Genomic DNA, 17151 nt, shown 5'->3' with positions numbered 1-17151 from the left:
GAAAGAGACTGTAAAGATGAAAAATGTAACTATTATATTTAAGAAGTCGATGAAAATGTCGGATCTGATAGACGCCGATTATCATCTGTTGTTGCTCCTCAACCGCCTGAATATCTCGTTGGGATTCGGAGAAAAGAGTGTTGATGTTGTCTGTCAGGAAAACGGATTCGATCCGGATTGTTTCCTTTTCCTTGCCAATTATCAATCCAACAAGTCGATAATAAATATAGAAGAAGCTTTCCGAAAATTGCCTTTACAGCCATTCCTGCAATATCTGAAAAGCTCACATAGCTATTTTCTGGAAAGAAGGCTACCGAATATCCGCCGCAAACTGGAGCTCGTATTCGCCGATACGGATAAGGGCTTACAGCATGTTGTGCTCGATTTTTTTGACAATTATACCAAAGAGGTGCACGAGCATATGGAGTATGAGGATGATACAGTGTTTCCCTATGTTTATTCACTGATGAATAAATCGTGTGATGACAGATATTCGATCAATATTTTTGAAGAACGTCACAACGATATTGAGGGCAAGATGAACGACCTGAAACAGATACTGATGAAATATGTGCCCGCCACTACCGATCAGATGCTGATGATAAATATACTTACCGAACTATATATGTCAGAAGAAGAACTGGAAGCACATACTTTCATAGAAGACAATCTGGTGATTCCTCGTGTAAAAGAAATGGAAAAAGAACAGGCTGGTAAATAACTTAGAGTAGGTCCCTATATTGTCTATAATTGCCTCCACTTTTAAGTGGAGGTGTTAAAAGGAATATCTTAAGATAATGGACTTTAGTCAAATAAAAGCAGAGTAAAGCTATATTTGGCTAAAGCCTTTTTACTTTATCAACCCTTATCCACGACTTGAAAGTCGTGGCAATTTACTAAAAATGAAAAGCTTATAATCTTCTGACCGCTTGTGAACAACAACCTGTACTATTTTTTCCTGAACCAGTTTTTCAGATCTTCTACACTAAATACCTTTTTGAGTTTTATATAAGCATATAGCAGAGATAGACACAGGATGGCTATACTCCATGCAAGTGTGTACCCTGTATGATAGTGCGCGATGTAAAACGCTGCACATATAAAGATCAGACTTGCCAATGTCATTTTCAGTATATCTCCGTTCCATTTGAATCCCGAAATATTATATCCTGCCCATACAATAACCGGAAAATATACCGCGTAGGCTATCAGGTAACCGATACCCGCAGCATCGAGCCCGTATGCCGGATATAACAGATAAGCCGACAAAAGATAAGAGGCATAGAACATAACTTCTGTAATAAGGAACAGAAAGCCTTTGTTTCTAGCCAGAAGAATGAATGAGATCGGCCAGCCCAAAACCTTTAGGAAAGTGCCGAGCACCTGCCATCTTAATATAGTGCCCGCACCTGTAAAGTCATAGGAATACAAGACCGACAACACAAAATCGGAGAAAAGCAGCATTCCCACAATGATAGGTAAAGCTATTACCAATACAATATAGCTTTGTTCATTTACCAGTTTCTTTACTTTCTCTTTTTCGCCGGATATGGCAGATAGACGTGGAAAATAGTCCGAGCCCATAGATCTGAGTATAAGCCCCAGATATACATTCGTAATCACCCATGCCGACTGGAACAGACCCGCAGCATCCAAGTCTATGTTGCGCGATATATAAGCCCTGACAAGAAACATGCTCACTGTACTCACTATTCCTGCCAAAACAATATATACACCCAGTCGGAGCGAGCTAAGCCCAGCCTCAAAAGCTTCTTTATTCGATATATTGACTTTTTTTATGGCCTGCTTTCTGTAATAGAATATTACGCACAGAAACCATATAAAGGCGTTTATTATCAGTGCCGGAACAATACCATCCAACCGCCAGACGTAGTAAACAGGAATGGTGACAATAAGTCCGATAAGGCTGCCCCAGACCGCCGACTTTGCCATTTCGGGTATTTTGCGTAGTCCCTGTAGTATGGTAGATTTTCCGGTAGCCAGTATGTGTAGTGCAGCAGCTATCGACAGACAGGCAATATATATTGCATATTCGTCACTGCCGAATGCCCAATGGCTTATCGGATAACAGAATGCGATGCAAATAAGCAATGCTGACAACGCACTGCCACGAAACCATTTATTGAAACGCGCGATTGTTTTATACAGGGAATCTTTATCTGTGTTGCTATCCGCTTCGGCTATGTCTTTTACTCCGGCTGTATCTATCCCAAGACTACAGGTCGAACGTACCATCTCTATAACCGATTGATAAATGCCGATAATACCGATCCCTGCTGTTCCCAATAGCACTGCGATGATCTTGGTGCGTATGAGCCCGATAAGGATAATAAGCACCTGAGACCCTCCGAATATGGTGGTCGATTTCAGTATCTGGTTATATGACGAGTTTTCTTTTTTCAATGCTTTTTAAGGGTTAGTCTTTTGAGCCTTCTACTAAAAATGTATCTTCTATCTGATCAAAAGTTATCGGATATAGAAGGAGGAGTAAATTTTATAATCACATTTTCCGGCAATGGCGGATACATGTTAAATTCTGATACGTATTTCTCATAGCCTCTCAAAACTTTTCTTATAGAGTCTTGATTTGCTATTGTCTTGTTCTTTTTTATAAAAGTTTCTACCGAATCGCAGAAAAACCAAGACAATTCAGATGTTTCTTCCGATATGGAGAATGGACGGCCACTCAAACGGGTAATGCTTCCATCTTCTTTTTCAATCAATACCATATAATAATGAGCATCGTATATCTGCGGCTGAATATCATTCCATGTCAGTATCGAGTCGGAAGGAAAACTATCAATTAGCTGTAACACCGTATTTCTCAGCCAGCGTGCAGCATAAGCTTCACCATAATAATAATCGCCATAAAAACTGAGACGTTTCGTAGCTTTCATCCTAAAATTCTTATCCATTTCCAAAAGCCCCATGATAACCATATAGTTCGGGTCGGCAAGTACAACAGAATCGTTGATAAATTCATAGTTTGGTCCCCAACCATTGACCTCAAGGATTGAAACTTTTTTTACATTAGATGGTAATGTCGGGCCTTTTACCGTTTGACGACAGGCTAACAGTCCGAATATTAGCAGGATAAAGAAACATGATTTTCTCATAAATATTTGTGTAGGATATTTATCCGCAATAAAGATAAGTATTTTGTTTTACAGCGGCTAAAGAGGAAACATCAAAAGTAATTCTCGATAGATGTATGATATATTTATGCTAATTCTTAGAGCGATTTTTATATGAATCTATTACATGGTCTGAGGTTAGAAATCAAAATTATGTGAAAAAATATACGAAATAATTTTATTCTGACTACTTTAGCAAAAAGAAATCTTATAACGTAAAAATAATCCGGATGAACACACTTCTATTTTTAGGGAACTTGGGTACCGCAGAAATAATTATTATAGCAATCGTTGTCCTGCTCCTGTTTGGAGGCAAGAAGATTCCTGAACTGATGAAAGGTATCGGTAAAGGAGTAAAAAGCTTCAAAGACGGCGTAAACGGACTCGAAGAAGATATAAAAGGAACTGAAAAAGAATGAATATAATTTCATATCAGATATTTGAAACTCGGAACTGTATTGCTTCGGGTTTCTCTTTTTAAAAACAGATTAATTAATATTTCGGCAATGGATATATGTATAGATTTTGACGGAACATGTGTAACACACGACTATCCGGAGATAGGTAAAGACATAGGGGCTGTTCCCGTATTGAAAGCACTTGTGGAAAAAGGACATCGGCTGATTCTTTTCACTATGCGCAGCGACCGTAAGAAGAAAAAGAAAGTAAACGGTGAAGAAGTTATTGTTGAGGAGAACGTACTGACCGAAGCCGTTCAGTGGTTCGAGGATAATGGCATAGCATTATATGGAATTCAGAAGAATCCTACACAGCGCTTCTGGACGTCATCGCCTAAAGCTTACGGTCAGATGTATATAGACGATGCCGGTTTGGGCTGTCCTCTGCTATACAATGAAGATATCTCAGACAGACCGTATGTAGACTGGAATAGGGTGCAACGGATGTTGAAAGAGAGAGGCATTTTGTAAAAGTACTATATTATGACAAAAATACTGATGGGGCAGAACTTTGCAAGAGAAGGTTTTGCTAGTCTTGAGGGAAAATTCGAAGTCATTTATCCCGAAAAGGATCTATTCTCCAAAGCAGATATAATAGAGCGGATTGCAGATATAGATGTGCTTGTGCCGAATTTTTCATTCCAGACAGATGCAGAGATTATAGATGCAGGAAAAAATCTGAAACTGATTGCAAATTATGGTGTCGGTTACAATAATATAGATGTGGCTTATGCCGCTTCTAAAGGTATTACAGTAACCAATACGCCGCAATCGGTACTCGAACCCACAGCAGAACTTTGCTTTGCGCTGATAGTGGCTACGGCTCGTAAAGTGGCATATTACAATCATAAACTACATAGCGGCGAACGGCTGAACTGGGGATTGTTCGGCGATCTGGGTATGCCTATTTATGGGAAAACACTGGGTATATATGGTATGGGACGTATAGGGCAGGCAGTTGCACGCAGAGCTGTGGCTTCGGGCATGAAGATCATCTATCATAACAGACACCGTTTAGCAGAAGATATAGAAAGCCGATATAATGCTGTCTATGTCGATTTCGATACCTTATTGGCAGAGTCTGATGTACTCTCTTTGAATGCTCCTTCAACGGCTGAAACACACCACCTGATGGGTGAAGAGCAATTCAGAAAAATGAAAGATACGGCAATACTAATTAACACAGCGCGTGGAGCTTTGGTAGACGAGTCTGCACTGGCTGTTGCATTGCGCAGAGGAGATATCTGGGCTGCGGGACTGGATGTATTTGAACGCGAACCGAAGATATTACCCGAGCTATTGGAACTAGACAATGCGATCGTATGTCCTCATGCAGGAACAAAAACGTATGCAGCACGACTAGACATGGAACTGGAAGTAGCGAAAAATATCATCAATTTCTTTGAAGGAGGAGAGATCGACAAGGTAAATTGATCTATGAATATTATGAATAAGCTTTTTGTTTTACTGTCTGTTATTATTTTACTGGGGACGTTGTTTTCGTGCCGTACAACTAAAAATATTACAAAGTATTCTGTTGTGGATGTAAATGTGGAATTACCATTAAAACTAGATATGATTGAGAGAGGGAAGGGGCTGGCATATGCAGTTCCCGCCTCTGCCTGTAATCTGATAGAAACAGTGTTGAATGAACCTTTATTGAAAAAGGCAGGCTGGAATAATTATACCGGGATATTGTACGAAGCAGAGGATAATATATACTGGGGTCATGTAAAGTTGGATAGCGAATATAATAAGATTGTAAACACTCTCTATAAATCGGAGCGAAAGGAATATGATGGGATACAAAGAGCACTGAACTATCTGGATCGACAAACGGCAGTAGACCTTGTTACTGCGGCTATCGGGCGAGGAGCCGATTCTTACATACCCGAGCCGATAATAAAGTTGAAGCTGGACGAAGATACTAGCGGCTATAAAGTATCTGTAAGCGGGCTACTCCAATACTCTAATCACTGGGCGTATGAGTTGAATGCCGATGGAGAAAGAAAATACTATCTCTTACAATCCCAATATACATTCGACGGAACTATAGAAACTGCAGTAGGACAAAATCCTGTGTTAAAGGCAATGAAGACGGTTTTTGTTGACATGCAGAAAAAATAGGTATCATAGTTCCCTGTTCTTCATCTTATCCAGCAACCCTTCGCAAGCATCTTCCAGTAAATCTAATACTAATTCGAACCCATCTGCACCCGAATAGTACGGATCAGGAACATGGTCGTGGCTGTAACGTTGCGAAAAATCTGTCATGCGATATACTTTCTTCTCTGATTCGAGATCTATAGCCAGGCGCATGATATTGCGATAATTATTATCGTCCATAGCCAGTATGATATCGAAGTTATCAAAATCGCGACTGGTAAATTTACGTGATAAAGAATCAAATTTATACCCTCTGCGTGCCCCATGCTGACGCATACGCGAGTCCGGTAATTCTCCGTCATGATAACCCGATGTACCCGCCGAATCGACTGTAATCAGATTGTCTAATCCTTGTTCTTTTACCATTTTTTTGAAAATACCTTCTCCGGCCGGAGAGCGGCATATATTTCCGAGGCAGACGAAGAGGACTTTATAGTTTTTCATGTGTTTTCTCTAATTTTTAAGTAAACAAAAATGACAGGATACTGTTCCCTTTCTTAATCTATTAGACGTAATTGAGCTTTCAGCTGTGTTATCTCTGCTCTCATGTCGTGTATTCTGCCCAGCAGGTTGCGGATAACGTCTATTCCTTCCACATTGATAGAGAGATCGTAGTGCCAGCGCGCATATTGCTCCACATCGCTCAGTTGCGATATGTGTAAATATCGTTCGTTGTTGACGATCGTTACCTCTATAAGCCCTTCATTTTCGAGTTGTACGATAAAGTCCGGTTCTATCCGGCTCTGGATACAATATTCTCGTATTATTATCAGTTCTGTGTTCATAATCGTAAAACTTTAAATTAAGACTTCGCCAGTTTTTCGAACAATTCTTTCTGCTCGGCGTTCAGGTTTGTCGGTATTGCTATTGCATAGGTAATGATAAGGTCGCCGAATTGTCCCTCTTTTTTGTAGACAGGAAATCCTTTTCCCTTCAATCTTACTTTTGTTCCATTCTGAGTACCTGCTGCAATCTTCAGTTTTACCTTTCCGGTATAGGTGTTTACTGTCTCTTCACCACCTAGTACAGCTGTGTATAGGCTTATATCAGCAGTTGTGTACAGATCGCCTCCAACTCGTTTGAAGCCAGCGTCTTCAGCTATTACGAACGTGATATATAAATCACCACTAGGTCCTCCGTTCGCACCTTGTCCACCCTGTCCGGTAAGCTTTATTACCTGTCCGTCGGTTACTCCGGCCGGAATGCTAATGCGCAGGTTCTTGCCATTGATGGTTATAGTACGCTTATGTGTCTCATACACATCGCGTAAGTTAAGATGAAGCTCGGAAGTGAAGTCCTGACCACGAAATCCTCTACTGCTGCGCCGACTGCCGGATGCTGCCCTACTGCCACCGAATAGAGACTCGAAGAAGTCTGAAAACCCATCTTCGCTACCCCCTTCAAAACTGTAAGCCCCTCCACTGAAGCCTCCAAAGCTGCCAAAATCGGCAAAACCGCCATTTTGCGATTGCTGCTGACGTGCTTTCTCATATTCTTCGGCGTGCTTCCAGTTTTCTCCGTATTCATCGTATTTTTTTCGTTTCTCAGGATCGGATAAAACCTCGTTCGCTTCGTTTATCTGTTGAAATTTCTTTTTTGCTTCCTCATCGTTAGGGTTAATATCCGGATGGTATTTCCTTGCCAGTTTGCGGTATGCTTTCTTTATATCGTCTGCACTGGCAGTTTTGGATATACCCAATATGCTGTAATAATCTATAAATGCCATATGTCTTATTTTATTTTTTCTCTGTATTCCAATTCTTTGTATATTTTCAGACAAGCCCATGCGTCGATGGCGGCATACATTTTCTGAGCATCAGATAATATGTCTGCTTCCCAGTTCGACAGGCGTTGCCCTTTCGATATTCTTTTTTCAAAAAGTATGCCATAAATGCGCTGCAAGCCATTGTCTTCTATGCCATAATCTTTGACAAATGATTGTAGTTCTACAAAATTGGAAGGAACAAGAGATTTTCGCTTGTGTATAGCTGAAAAATCGTCACGCAGAGAAAGCCCTATTTTTTTAATGGCAGGACTTACCAGAATGTTTGCCAGACAATCGGGCAATCCTATTATGTTGAGCCGGAACAGGAAACAGGTGTCGTCTGTCGACAACTGCATCAGGGCTATCTGATGCGATACTCCTTTGCGGAACGCGGGACGGGTCTCGGTATCGAATCCGATTATATTATACTTTTCCAGATACGAGCATGCTTTTGTCGCCTCGGCTTCACTTTGTACAACTATAATCCTGCCAGTAAAAACTTCTTGGGCATAGCTTGCTAACACCTCTTTGGATATTGTATTCACCATAGTTCATCGGTATCAATAGGTTCGGAGTTATCTTCATCCAGCAGGCCGGCATCTGCTGTATATTTGAGCGAATGCAGTGCCCGCAATACATTTACGAGTTTTTGCCCCCAATATTCCTTAAAGTTTTCGATACACACATACAATGCGTCATTCATATTCTCTGTTATACCTCGTTCGAATATAGTGGCAAAGTTTTTCAGATCCTGATAGATGTCGGCAAGGTCTTCGCTGATGCTGGCAGCAATAGGAGTTTCACTGTATTTCATATCTTGCAGGAATACTTCGAGATATGCGTCATTATTCAGGTATATATTATATAATCTGGATGATATATAGTTGTAATCGTCTTCCGTTACACTTATTTCGGGATCTTCCTCATTTACAGTATCTGTCTCGGGAACAAGCGAAGCTTTCAGGTAAAGCAGGGGGAGTAATTTAGTCAGCTTATCGGTAAGTTCCGATTCTGTTGTTTCTTCAAAATTCTCAAGGAAAGCACAGTACTGCACTGCTACTGTAACAAACTCTATCGTATCACGAGAATACACTATTTCTTTTAACTGGTCGGTCATTTTCCAATCGTTATTTTATTAGAATAACAAATTTAGGAGATAATTTGTTAAGTAACGAAAAGGAAAAGGTTTTTTAACCGGTTTGTCTATTTCAGCCGGCAAACTGATGACAGGTCGCTGAGTAGCGAAGTGTATATAAAATGAAAAGCTAGCACAGGAGTGTGTGTTAGTGATGAACTAAATTTATAAATCCCGGACAAAGATTGAGGCAGTACAAATCAAATACTGATTGACATTAATATGGGATTTATAATTTGAGGTTTTTAAAGACAGGATAAATACTTTGTTACTTAAATATTTATATTAAATAAGAATATATGTACCTTTGTTACCTTTTTAATAAAGAACAGATTATAAACAATTATGTACAAAATAAGTAAACAATTTTCTTTTTCGGCCTCGCATATTCTCGAGGGCTTACCACAGGAGCATCCCTGTTCGCGCCTACATGGGCACAACTATGTGGTGACTGTGCATCTGAGAAGTGAGCATTTGAATGAGGTCGGTTTTATAAAAGATTACAGGGAATTGGATAACGTAAAAAGATATATTGACGAAAAGCTCGATCACCGACACCTGAACGATGTCCTGCCACTCAATCCGACAGCCGAGAATATGGCGAAATACCTGTACGATGTCTTCAAAAAAGACATACCCGAACTCTATGCCGTAGAGGTATCGGAAACTCCTAAAACCAGTGCAATATATGAAGTTGACAGTAAATGAGATATTCTACTCACTGCAAGGTGAGGGCGGGCGTAGCGGTGAGGCCTCTATATTTGTAAGGCTCACAAAATGTAATCTGGCATGTAGTTTCTGCGATACCGACTTTGCCGAAGGTGACGACATGACTCTCGATGAAATACTGGAGGTGCTGCAAACATATCCCTGCAAATGGATTATCTGGACAGGGGGCGAACCTACTATTCAGCTAAGAGACGAGCATCTGGCTTTCTTCCGCAGTCACGGCTACAAACAGGCAATAGAAACCAATGGCACACGTCCTGTGTCGTCACTGATAGATTACATCACATGCAGCCCTAAGAAGAATTATGAAAGCATCCGTTCGCGCATACCCGTTGCAGATGAGATACGTATGCCGATAGCTGTAGGCGATACAGTACCCGATATTTCCATCTTTCCGCAGGCAAAGAACTATTTTCTGAGCCCTATATTCGATGCCGATAAGATAAACCTGCAAAATGTAGCCTACTGTGTGGAACTGATAAAAGAACACCCACAATGGCGGCTAAGCCTGCAAATACACAAACTAATACATATAGAGTAAAGCAATAATGGAGAAATTTGAACTCGATATACTGGGCTGCGGCTCAGCTACTCCGACCACAATCCATAATCCGTCGTCGCAAGTCCTGAATGTGAGGGACAAGCTGTTTATGATAGATTGTGGGGAAGGCACACAGCTACAGTTGCGCCGCAGTAAGCTGCGCTTCGGGCGGCTCAACCGTATTTTCATATCGCATCTGCATGGCGACCATTGTTTCGGGCTGATAGGGCTGATATCTACATTGGCACTGCTTGGACGAATGGGCGATTTATATATCCATACCGTTGCCGGACTGGAAGAGACACTTGCCCCAGAACTGGCATTTTTCTGCAAGGACAATCCTTTTCAGGTAAAGATAGAGACTTTCGATCCGAAGAAGAGTGAGGTGATATATGAAGACCGCTCGGTGACGGTGAAGACTATACCACTTCTCCATCGGGTTCCCTGTGCCGGATTCCTGTTCGAAGAAAAGCAGAAAGAAGCTCATCTGCTGCCCGACATGATAAAGTTTTATAACATACCGGTTAAGTCGTTGGCAAAGATAAAGCAGGGTGCAGACTACGTGACCGAAGAAGGGCGTGTGATACCCCATACCCATCTGACGACACCTGCCGATCTTGCCCGCTCGTATGCCTACTGTTCCGATACGGCGTACAGCGAAAAGATTATACCCATTATAGAGGGTATCGACTTGTTGTATCACGAAGCTACTTTTGCCGAAGCAGATGCTTTACGTGCAAAGGAAACGGGACACTCTACGGCAAAGCAGGCTGCGACTATTGCCAAAATGGCGAATGTAAAGAAACTGATGCTCGGACATTTTTCGGCGCGATACAATAACAATAAGATATTGCTGGACGAAGCGAAGGGAATTTTCCCTAATACAATACTTGCCAACGAAGGACTTCGTGAAAAATTGTAAAAGAATTTACTTTTTTTTATTTTTTTATTCTTTTATAATCTTTAATGCCTATATTTGTGCTCATTAGGCGTATAATATATGATAAGGTACAAAAAAATATTGTTTCTATTATTGTTTGTAGGAGCCGGTTTCACAGCAAATGCTGCGGGAATGGACTTTCCAGCAAGCAGTTCTGTATTTGAGCAACAGCAGCAAAATACCATGTCATTCGACCTAAGAATAAACGGAACTACTACCGTTAAAATGGAGAATGTGCCTACTTCGGGTTATCTGGAAGTTTACAGTATACTTGGTGTGAAGGTGACAAGTGTCAACCTGAAAACCTGTGTTGGTGGCCGCGATATAGAGCTGCCTAAAGGATTGTATATACTGAAAGCCGGCAAGATGGCATTGAAGGTAATTGTAAGATAAAATAAGAAAAATAATATAATGCGAGGGTTGTTTCACTATGAAACAACCCTCTGTAGTTATGTATATTCCGTTAAAAAAATCATATCAGCTTCACCTTATTTTTCACTCATCCTTCTATAAAATAGCAGATTACACAATACGAGCCGATCTAAAAAGCTATATGCACCATTTTTTGCAAGTGTTAAATTGCTGAAATGAGCTAAATTTACAGAATATCAATCTACTTTTAATATTTTTTGTAGCAAAAAACACTAATTTTAAAATTGAGATGCTTATGAAAAAAATCTACCTGTTTTTATTTGTTCTATTATGTATTGGGAGTGTCGGTTCTCTGATAGCGAATGATGGTGGAGGAACCCCATCTACAAAACCTCCTGTCGAAGCCGAAACGGTTGTTATGTCTGTTATGTCTGCACCTATAACGGCAGAAGTGACTGATGGCAACAATTTGGAAACATCTTTCGATACGCCTCTTGGTATAATTAGTGTAACTGTGGCTGATGACGCTACGGGGATTGTTTATGCAAAAAGAAGCGTAGACACTTCAAGAACCCAAAAACTGCCTATAAAAGTTCTTTCATCATCCGGACAATATAGTGTAACCTATACCGACGCCAATGGAAATAAAATTCAGCATGGAAAATTCAAGATTAAATAGCTGTAAGCCGGCTATGTTATCATAATGTAGTTAATAAAGAAAAGTCCGGAGGCGGAAACTTCGGACTTTCACCTTAATAACCCATTTTAATGAAAAATATAATATCCGGAAAACTCAACATTGTTTATCTTGTATTAACAACGGTGTTTCTATATTCCTGTGAAGGATCGAACCCTTCAACAGAGATACTTGCACAAGCTCAAAGCAAAATGGAAGACGATCCTTCTGCTGCACTTTATTTGCTAAACTCCATAAATAACCCTCAGAATATGGACAAGGAGTATTATATGGAGTATATTGTGGCAAATGTACATGCAAAAGTATTGTTGTCTCAGAATGTAAAGAATGACACACTGATATTTGAAGCACAAAAATACTTTAACAATCGAAACAATCCTGCTCAGGCTGCTTATGCTAATTATTATGCTTCACATGTATATTATAGCAATGAGGCTACTTATGATGATCTGGAAAGTACTATGTTAGCAAAATATTACGCATCGAGGGCAGGTGATAATAAATTGGTAGCGAAAAGTTCACAAAGCATAGCGAATACGTATTATGAAAAAGGAATTTTAGATAGTGCTCTTGTCTACTACAGGCAAGCATTCTATTATTATAATTTTACACAAGGGCAGGAAACTCAAAAATATAAGGTTATAAATTTTATAGGACAATCACATTATAATAAAGGAAATATTGACAGTGCCGATTTCTATTTTAATAAAGGATTGTTAGAAGCGATACGACATGATAGAAAGGATTTAGAAGTGACTTTTAGACATATGTTGGGTAGAGTCTATCGTAAACAAAAGGATTTTTCAAAATCATCTGCTTATTTGCACAAAGCCCTTGCAGAAGTGGAAAACAAGGAAGAGGCAGCCCGAATAAATCTTAGCTTATTTAGGTTATATATTGATAAAAATCAACTTGATTCGGCAGGATATTACTCAACTAAGGTTAAAGAGTCCCTGCCTGATATAAGTTATATTTATTCACGTCAAGGGGCATATAAGTCTCTTTCCTATTATTACCAGAAAAGTGGAAATTACAAAGAAGCGGCTAATTATAAAGATTCACTAAGAAGTGTAGACCGTAAAATACATGAACTGAATAGCGAACGTGGGCTGAAAGAAGCTGAGGACAAATATAAGTCCGTCCTTCGTGAAAAAGAGATACATAACTCACAGATACGCAACATGTTGTTGATATTATGCGGTATTGTAGTGCTACTTTCTGTTTTTGCTATATTTTACTTTATGCTCAGGAATATGCGTCAGAAGAAAGAACAGGAGGTGGAGAAAAACCGATTGCTTCAAAAAGAAATGGACCAGCAGGCCGAGTCACTCTCATATATGCAGGAGATATACCGCAATATCGTTACCGAGTGGATGGAAATAGAGAAAACAGTGAAGAAGCTTACTAAAGAATTGGGGGCAACAGAAGAACCCGAGATATATACCCGCATACGCAATCTGATAGACAGTTTTAAACAAAATACCAATAAAGAGTTTATTAAGTTAGCAAAGAATCATTTGGCAAAGAATTCTTATGGACAAAAAGCTTTAGAGCTGCTCGAAGAGCGCGAATTGCTTTTGTTTATGCTTTATTATTGTGGATACAGGCGCAAGGAAGTGGCACTGCTATTAGGTGTAAATTCGCATATAAACAATATGAAACTCCGCAAACTTGAGCTTAGAAATAAGATGGTAGAGGCTGGTATGCCACGCGAAGAAATAGAGGAAATACTTTTTGCTGAAGACGAACAGGCTACTAATAAAGAGGAAGACGGGTAACGTTATTCTTATGCTATCTGTTATTCCTGTGGGGAGATAAACAAGCTGTTTTTCCATGTTATTTATGCCAATCAGTATTTGAGATAGCATTAAATAATCGTTTTTTGTATATAGACTCAACTTAGCATAAGCTTTATAGATTCGGCTCATACCTGATGTACACTTCCGCGCTTATTTTTCATTTTCCATATGCTCCGCTCCTGTGATCGTTGATTTGCATTGCCCAAAACGAACGATTAGCATTGCTTATATCAATATTTCGTATTCTGTGATCCGGTTTGTTAAAAAAAATTGAATCTTTTTTAGGGGTATTGTTTCCGGGCTCTGTCTAATAAGAAAAACAATATCAAAAAAACAGAATAGCTATGAGAAAGATTCAATTGATCAGCATCTACCTGTTACTTTCCATTGTCGGTTACGCACAGACACGGACTATAACAGGCACTGTGTATGAAGGATATAACTATGAAACATTGATCGGATGTTCCGTTATTTTAGAGGGTACCACAACCGGCACCATTACCGATATAGAAGGCAGATACTCCTTGACCATCCCTGTCAAAGATAATCAACAACTCAGATTTTCGTATCTCGGCTATGAAACTGAATATGTAAGGATATCTGAAACCACCAATACATATGATATCAGAATGCGCGAATATGGCGGATATCGGCGTGTTGTACGTAATATAAGGAGAGCGCAGGTTTCCAATGCCGATCCGCATAAAGTAAAAGATATCAGAGGGCGTCTCATGCAAAACTATACATCCGATGGCTGGAGCAAAGCTATCGAAAACCGGGAAATAGAAGTTCTGTCGCAGGGAATAAAAGTAAAGACCGACAAGAAAGGATATTTCTACCTGAAAGCAGTCACCGATGCCGACTATCTGAAAGATGTCGCTACAGGAGAAACAGTATTGGTTGCCGAAGTTACCGACTCGGTACTGAAAATATATCCCGATCCGGTCTTCTCTCATCTGACGACCAGTAAGAAAGACACGCTAGGAGTTTTGTTTATGACTAACAATATGCCTGCAAGCTATCAGAATATATACCTTAATAAGATTGAGGATATAAAAGATCTTGGTAAGAATAAGTTCTCGATGACACAAGCCCAAGACAAATACAAAACAATAGGACAGAAAATCTCATTCACATCATATATCGATGTGGGTATAGCCGGAAAGTCACCGAAACTACAAACTAAATATGCACAAGGACGGAATGGGGAATGGCAGGGTGCCGATCGGAATGAAGTATTCAGTTGGGGGCCTGCTGTCAGCAATCTGGAGTATAGCAACAATGGCAACCTTGTACCTATTGGCGAAGGTAATGGAGCTCCTGCAAAACAATATGATTCGAAAGACTTTTTCAAGACAGGTATTTCTTTCGGTAATTATGTAAACGCTCATTTTGCAACTTTCGGATCTAGCATTCTCTCTTTAAAACTGGGACAGAATCGTAATAATTCGACTATACAGGATGCTTATAAAGAATCGTATAATGCGTCTATAACTTTAGAAAAAATAAGGACAGGAGCTTTCGAAAGTGAAGTTGGAGCCCTGTTTAAAACATCTTATGGAAGGTTGACCCAACAAGGTGCAAATCTGTCTTCACTATTGCACTCTGTCCTTACCACTCCGGTAACATTTGACAATGGGGACAAGCAATCGTCTTATGCTCCCGGTTATGTACATAATCCATATATGCTGGCAAGCGAGCTACCCGACCGCGATAAAAACAATGATATATTAGCCTATCTGAAGACCAAAAGAAGATTCAGCGCTGTAGAGACATCCGCAATGTTGAGCTATGACAAACAATGGAACAAAAAGCATAGCGGAATATTCGAAAGCCTGATATTGCCGGAACGTCTGTCGTACCGGAATATGCATTCTTCCAACATCATGGCTAAGGCGGACATGGACTGGCAAATAAAAAAATATGATACAAAGATTAACGGGTTTCTGTCTTACGGATTTAAGCATACAGAGGAAAAAGTGAACAGAAATGACCATTACTCATCCGGAAGTACAGAATTTTATTTTTCTGAATATAACAAGTTGATCCGTAATGCCCATGATATAAAATATGGTACAAGGATAATCAACAGAGATGGAGACTTAACGGTAGAGGCATACAACAAGCATTATTTTTCCAATACGGCTAAAAGCTCAGATTATGTAAATCTGTTTCCCGAACTGGGCGCATCATGGAATATGGAACGATTTATCGAGAATCTATTTGATAGATATAACCGTAACTTCATATTATATGGCTCAGTTGGCAGGTCGATAGGAGAATCATCACTCATATACAGGAATCCGGCTGTATTATCCACTTTGTTGAATGCTAAGGATTTCAGAAATTACAGTGAATACTCCGAGATATATAGCTACAAGGGGCTTAAACCTGAAACATACCTGAAGAGCGAGATAGGATTACGATATCATTCCCCCTCCAATAAGTTTTCAGGAGAAGCGAATGTGTTCTATTACAACACACACAATTATATTGCGCCTGTTATAGAAAGCGGACAGACAGCTACCCTCAACAATGTAGGCAGGCTGCGCAATTATGGATATTTCCTGTCGGCGGGATATACAAAATATAGTTATGGTAGCGGTTTAGGGTTTGAAATAAAATTGAATTTCAGTCAGACAAAGAATAAAGTATCGGCTGTCTATGGAGACAGAAATATTATTTCATTAGCCGGGTTTACCGATATACAGACAGTATTCGCCAAAGGCCAGCCATTAGGTGCTATCTATGGAACAACTTATCTGCGCAACGATAAAGGGCAACAGATTATTGATGCAGAAGGTTATCCGATGGTTGACAACGTATTGAAGAAAATAGGAGACCCTACACCTGATTTCATATTGTCACTGAATCCTACATTCTGGTGGAAAAATTTCACTTTCTCGTTTGTACTGGAATACAATCATGGAGGCGACCGTTGGAATGGAACTCAGGCTATACTCGATTATCAAGGAATGTCAGAGAACTCGGCGCGAAACAGGGATATCAAGCAATACATATTCAAAGGAGTAGATGTTGCAGGCAACGTCAATTCCACTCCCGTAGATTTCTACAATCCAAATCTGCCTCTATCAGAGAATCGCTGGGTACGCTATGGTACTACCGGTGTCGGAGAAGAATACATTCAGGACGCATCTTTCCTTCGCCTATCGAATGTAATGTTGACATACTCGGTATTCAGGAATAAGACACACCGATTGTTTAAATCGATGAAAGTAAACGCACAGGCTCAGAACCTGTTTGTCATAAGCCCCTACAAAGGCGTAGACCCATCATCTCTACTCTTTGGTTACTCTTCAGGGTTCGGGCTCGATCTATTTAATCTTCCTTCAACTCGCAGTTACTCTCTTTCATTAACACTAGAATTTTAAGG

The 17151-nt window shown here is 39.9% G+C and carries 19 protein-coding genes; 12 read left to right on the top strand and 7 right to left on the bottom strand.

Annotated elements, in window-relative coordinates; genetic code table 11:
- Positions 1–16 precede the first annotated feature (16 nt).
- Positions 17–721, top strand: a complete 705-nt coding sequence (locus M2448_RS00640; RefSeq protein ID WP_280644316.1) for a hemerythrin domain-containing protein — start codon at positions 17–19, stop codon at positions 719–721.
- Positions 722–948: 227 nt separating this feature from the next.
- Here the strand turns inward: M2448_RS00640 and M2448_RS00635 are convergent, their stop codons facing one another.
- Together M2448_RS00635 and M2448_RS00630 are read right to left on the bottom strand one after the other, a co-directional pair.
- Positions 949–2424: an O-antigen translocase gene (locus M2448_RS00635; RefSeq protein WP_280644314.1), complete on the bottom strand. Its 1476-nt coding sequence runs from the start codon at positions 2422–2424 to the stop codon at positions 949–951.
- Between the two features lie 56 nt (positions 2425–2480).
- Complete coding sequence (locus M2448_RS00630) at positions 2481–3137, bottom strand: hypothetical protein (protein WP_280644313.1); 657 nt, start codon at positions 3135–3137, stop codon at positions 2481–2483.
- A 248-nt stretch (positions 3138–3385) separates the two neighbouring features.
- On the opposite strand from M2448_RS00630, the gene tatA reads away from it, so the two are divergent.
- From tatA to M2448_RS00610, 4 genes are all read left to right on the top strand, one after another.
- Positions 3386–3574 (top strand): twin-arginine translocase TatA/TatE family subunit, encoded by a 189-nt coding sequence (gene tatA / locus M2448_RS00625; RefSeq protein ID WP_280644311.1) that lies wholly within the window; start codon positions 3386–3388, stop codon positions 3572–3574.
- An 87-nt stretch (positions 3575–3661) separates the two neighbouring features.
- Positions 3662–4084 carry a hypothetical protein gene (locus tag M2448_RS00620; protein WP_280644310.1) on the top strand — a complete coding sequence of 141 codons (423 nt, stop codon included), beginning with the start codon at positions 3662–3664 and terminating at the stop codon, positions 4082–4084.
- A 12-nt stretch (positions 4085–4096) separates the two neighbouring features.
- Positions 4097–5047 carry an NAD(P)-dependent oxidoreductase gene (locus tag M2448_RS00615; RefSeq protein WP_280644309.1) on the top strand — a complete coding sequence of 317 codons (951 nt, stop codon included), beginning with the start codon at positions 4097–4099 and terminating at the stop codon, positions 5045–5047.
- A gap of 12 nt (positions 5048–5059) precedes the next feature.
- Complete coding sequence (locus M2448_RS00610) at positions 5060–5740, top strand: hypothetical protein (protein ID WP_280644307.1); 681 nt, start codon at positions 5060–5062, stop codon at positions 5738–5740.
- Between the two features lie 3 nt (positions 5741–5743).
- On the opposite strand, the gene M2448_RS00605 is transcribed toward M2448_RS00610, so the two are convergent.
- From M2448_RS00605 to M2448_RS00585, 5 genes are read right to left on the bottom strand one after another with little or no spacing between them, the layout of a single operon-like run.
- Positions 5744–6223: a low molecular weight protein-tyrosine-phosphatase gene (locus M2448_RS00605; protein ID WP_280644306.1), complete on the bottom strand. Its 480-nt coding sequence runs from the start codon at positions 6221–6223 to the stop codon at positions 5744–5746.
- Between the two features lie 53 nt (positions 6224–6276).
- Positions 6277–6564, bottom strand: a complete 288-nt coding sequence (locus tag M2448_RS00600) for a chaperone modulator CbpM (protein WP_280644304.1) — start codon at positions 6562–6564, stop codon at positions 6277–6279.
- Positions 6565–6581: 17 nt separating this feature from the next.
- Positions 6582–7505, bottom strand: a complete 924-nt coding sequence (locus M2448_RS00595) for a J domain-containing protein (RefSeq protein ID WP_280644303.1) — start codon at positions 7503–7505, stop codon at positions 6582–6584.
- Positions 7506–7510: 5 nt separating this feature from the next.
- Entirely contained in the window at positions 7511–8092 is a 582-nt protein-coding gene (locus M2448_RS00590) for a 3'-5' exonuclease (protein WP_280644301.1), read from the bottom strand.
- Positions 8086–8661, bottom strand: a complete 576-nt coding sequence (locus M2448_RS00585) for a DUF5063 domain-containing protein (protein ID WP_280644300.1) — start codon at positions 8659–8661, stop codon at positions 8086–8088. The genes M2448_RS00590 and M2448_RS00585 overlap by 7 nt, the downstream gene beginning before the upstream one ends.
- Before the next feature lie 363 nt (positions 8662–9024).
- Here M2448_RS00585 and queD point away from each other — a divergent pair, with 363 nt between their 5' ends.
- The 7 genes from queD to M2448_RS00550 all read left to right on the top strand — a co-directional run bounded on the left by queD (position 9025) and on the right by M2448_RS00550 (position 17149).
- A complete protein-coding gene (gene queD / locus M2448_RS00580) occupies positions 9025–9387 on the top strand; it encodes a 6-carboxytetrahydropterin synthase QueD (RefSeq protein ID WP_280644299.1) in 363 nt (120 codons plus the stop codon).
- The gene (locus M2448_RS00575) at positions 9368–9949 is read left to right on the top strand and encodes a 7-carboxy-7-deazaguanine synthase QueE (RefSeq protein WP_280644298.1); all 582 of its coding nucleotides are present in this window, start codon (positions 9368–9370) and stop codon (positions 9947–9949) included. Before queD ends, M2448_RS00575 begins: the two co-directional genes overlap by 20 nt.
- A gap of 7 nt (positions 9950–9956) precedes the next feature.
- On the top strand, positions 9957–10871 hold the full coding sequence (locus M2448_RS00570; protein ID WP_280644297.1) for a ribonuclease Z: 915 nt from the start codon (positions 9957–9959) through the stop codon (positions 10869–10871).
- Positions 10872–10949: 78 nt separating this feature from the next.
- On the top strand, positions 10950–11282 hold the full coding sequence (locus tag M2448_RS00565; RefSeq protein WP_280644296.1) for a T9SS C-terminal target domain-containing protein: 333 nt from the start codon (positions 10950–10952) through the stop codon (positions 11280–11282).
- A gap of 274 nt (positions 11283–11556) precedes the next feature.
- Positions 11557–11940 carry a DUF3244 domain-containing protein gene (locus M2448_RS00560; RefSeq protein ID WP_280644295.1) on the top strand — a complete coding sequence of 128 codons (384 nt, stop codon included), beginning with the start codon at positions 11557–11559 and terminating at the stop codon, positions 11938–11940.
- An 89-nt stretch (positions 11941–12029) separates the two neighbouring features.
- Entirely contained in the window at positions 12030–13736 is a 1707-nt protein-coding gene (locus M2448_RS00555) for a hypothetical protein (RefSeq protein WP_280644294.1), read from the top strand.
- Between the two features lie 365 nt (positions 13737–14101).
- The gene (locus M2448_RS00550) at positions 14102–17149 is read left to right on the top strand and encodes a carboxypeptidase-like regulatory domain-containing protein (RefSeq protein WP_280644293.1); all 3048 of its coding nucleotides are present in this window, start codon (positions 14102–14104) and stop codon (positions 17147–17149) included.
- Positions 17150–17151 lie beyond the last annotated feature (2 nt).

Source organism: Dysgonomonas sp. PF1-14 (assembly GCF_029892965.1).
Classification (GTDB): Bacteria; Bacteroidota; Bacteroidia; order Bacteroidales; family Dysgonomonadaceae; genus Dysgonomonas.
The sequence above is the reverse complement of the archived record's forward strand: the minus strand, read 5'-3'. Positions and strand labels throughout refer to the sequence as shown.

Bases quoted from the DNA above. Each gene is read 5' to 3' on its own strand.
- M2448_RS00565 (WP_280644296.1), top strand. From the start codon at position 10,950: ATGATAAGGTACAAAAAAATATTGTTTCTATTATTGTTTGTAGGAGCC.
- M2448_RS00605 (WP_280644306.1), bottom strand. From the start codon at position 6,223: ATGAAAAACTATAAAGTCCTCTTCGTCTGCCTCGGAAATATATGCCGC.
- M2448_RS00610 (WP_280644307.1), top strand. From the start codon at position 5,060: ATGAATAAGCTTTTTGTTTTACTGTCTGTTATTATTTTACTGGGGACG.
- M2448_RS00640 (WP_280644316.1), top strand. From the start codon at position 17: ATGAAAAATGTAACTATTATATTTAAGAAGTCGATGAAAATGTCGGAT.
- tatA (WP_280644311.1), top strand. From the start codon at position 3,386: ATGAACACACTTCTATTTTTAGGGAACTTGGGTACCGCAGAAATAATT.
- M2448_RS00585 (WP_280644300.1), bottom strand. From the start codon at position 8,661: ATGACCGACCAGTTAAAAGAAATAGTGTATTCTCGTGATACGATAGAG.
- M2448_RS00595 (WP_280644303.1), bottom strand. From the start codon at position 7,505: ATGGCATTTATAGATTATTACAGCATATTGGGTATATCCAAAACTGCC.
- M2448_RS00555 (WP_280644294.1), top strand. From the start codon at position 12,030: ATGAAAAATATAATATCCGGAAAACTCAACATTGTTTATCTTGTATTA.
- M2448_RS00550 (WP_280644293.1), top strand. From the start codon at position 14,102: ATGAGAAAGATTCAATTGATCAGCATCTACCTGTTACTTTCCATTGTC.
- M2448_RS00560 (WP_280644295.1), top strand. From the start codon at position 11,557: ATGAAAAAAATCTACCTGTTTTTATTTGTTCTATTATGTATTGGGAGT.
- M2448_RS00570 (WP_280644297.1), top strand. From the start codon at position 9,957: ATGGAGAAATTTGAACTCGATATACTGGGCTGCGGCTCAGCTACTCCG.
- M2448_RS00600 (WP_280644304.1), bottom strand. From the start codon at position 6,564: ATGAACACAGAACTGATAATAATACGAGAATATTGTATCCAGAGCCGG.
- queD (WP_280644299.1), top strand. From the start codon at position 9,025: ATGTACAAAATAAGTAAACAATTTTCTTTTTCGGCCTCGCATATTCTC.
- M2448_RS00575 (WP_280644298.1), top strand. From the start codon at position 9,368: ATGAAGTTGACAGTAAATGAGATATTCTACTCACTGCAAGGTGAGGGC.
- M2448_RS00630 (WP_280644313.1), bottom strand. From the start codon at position 3,137: ATGAGAAAATCATGTTTCTTTATCCTGCTAATATTCGGACTGTTAGCC.
- M2448_RS00590 (WP_280644301.1), bottom strand. From the start codon at position 8,092: ATGGTGAATACAATATCCAAAGAGGTGTTAGCAAGCTATGCCCAAGAA.
- M2448_RS00615 (WP_280644309.1), top strand. From the start codon at position 4,097: ATGACAAAAATACTGATGGGGCAGAACTTTGCAAGAGAAGGTTTTGCT.
- M2448_RS00620 (WP_280644310.1), top strand. From the start codon at position 3,662: ATGGATATATGTATAGATTTTGACGGAACATGTGTAACACACGACTAT.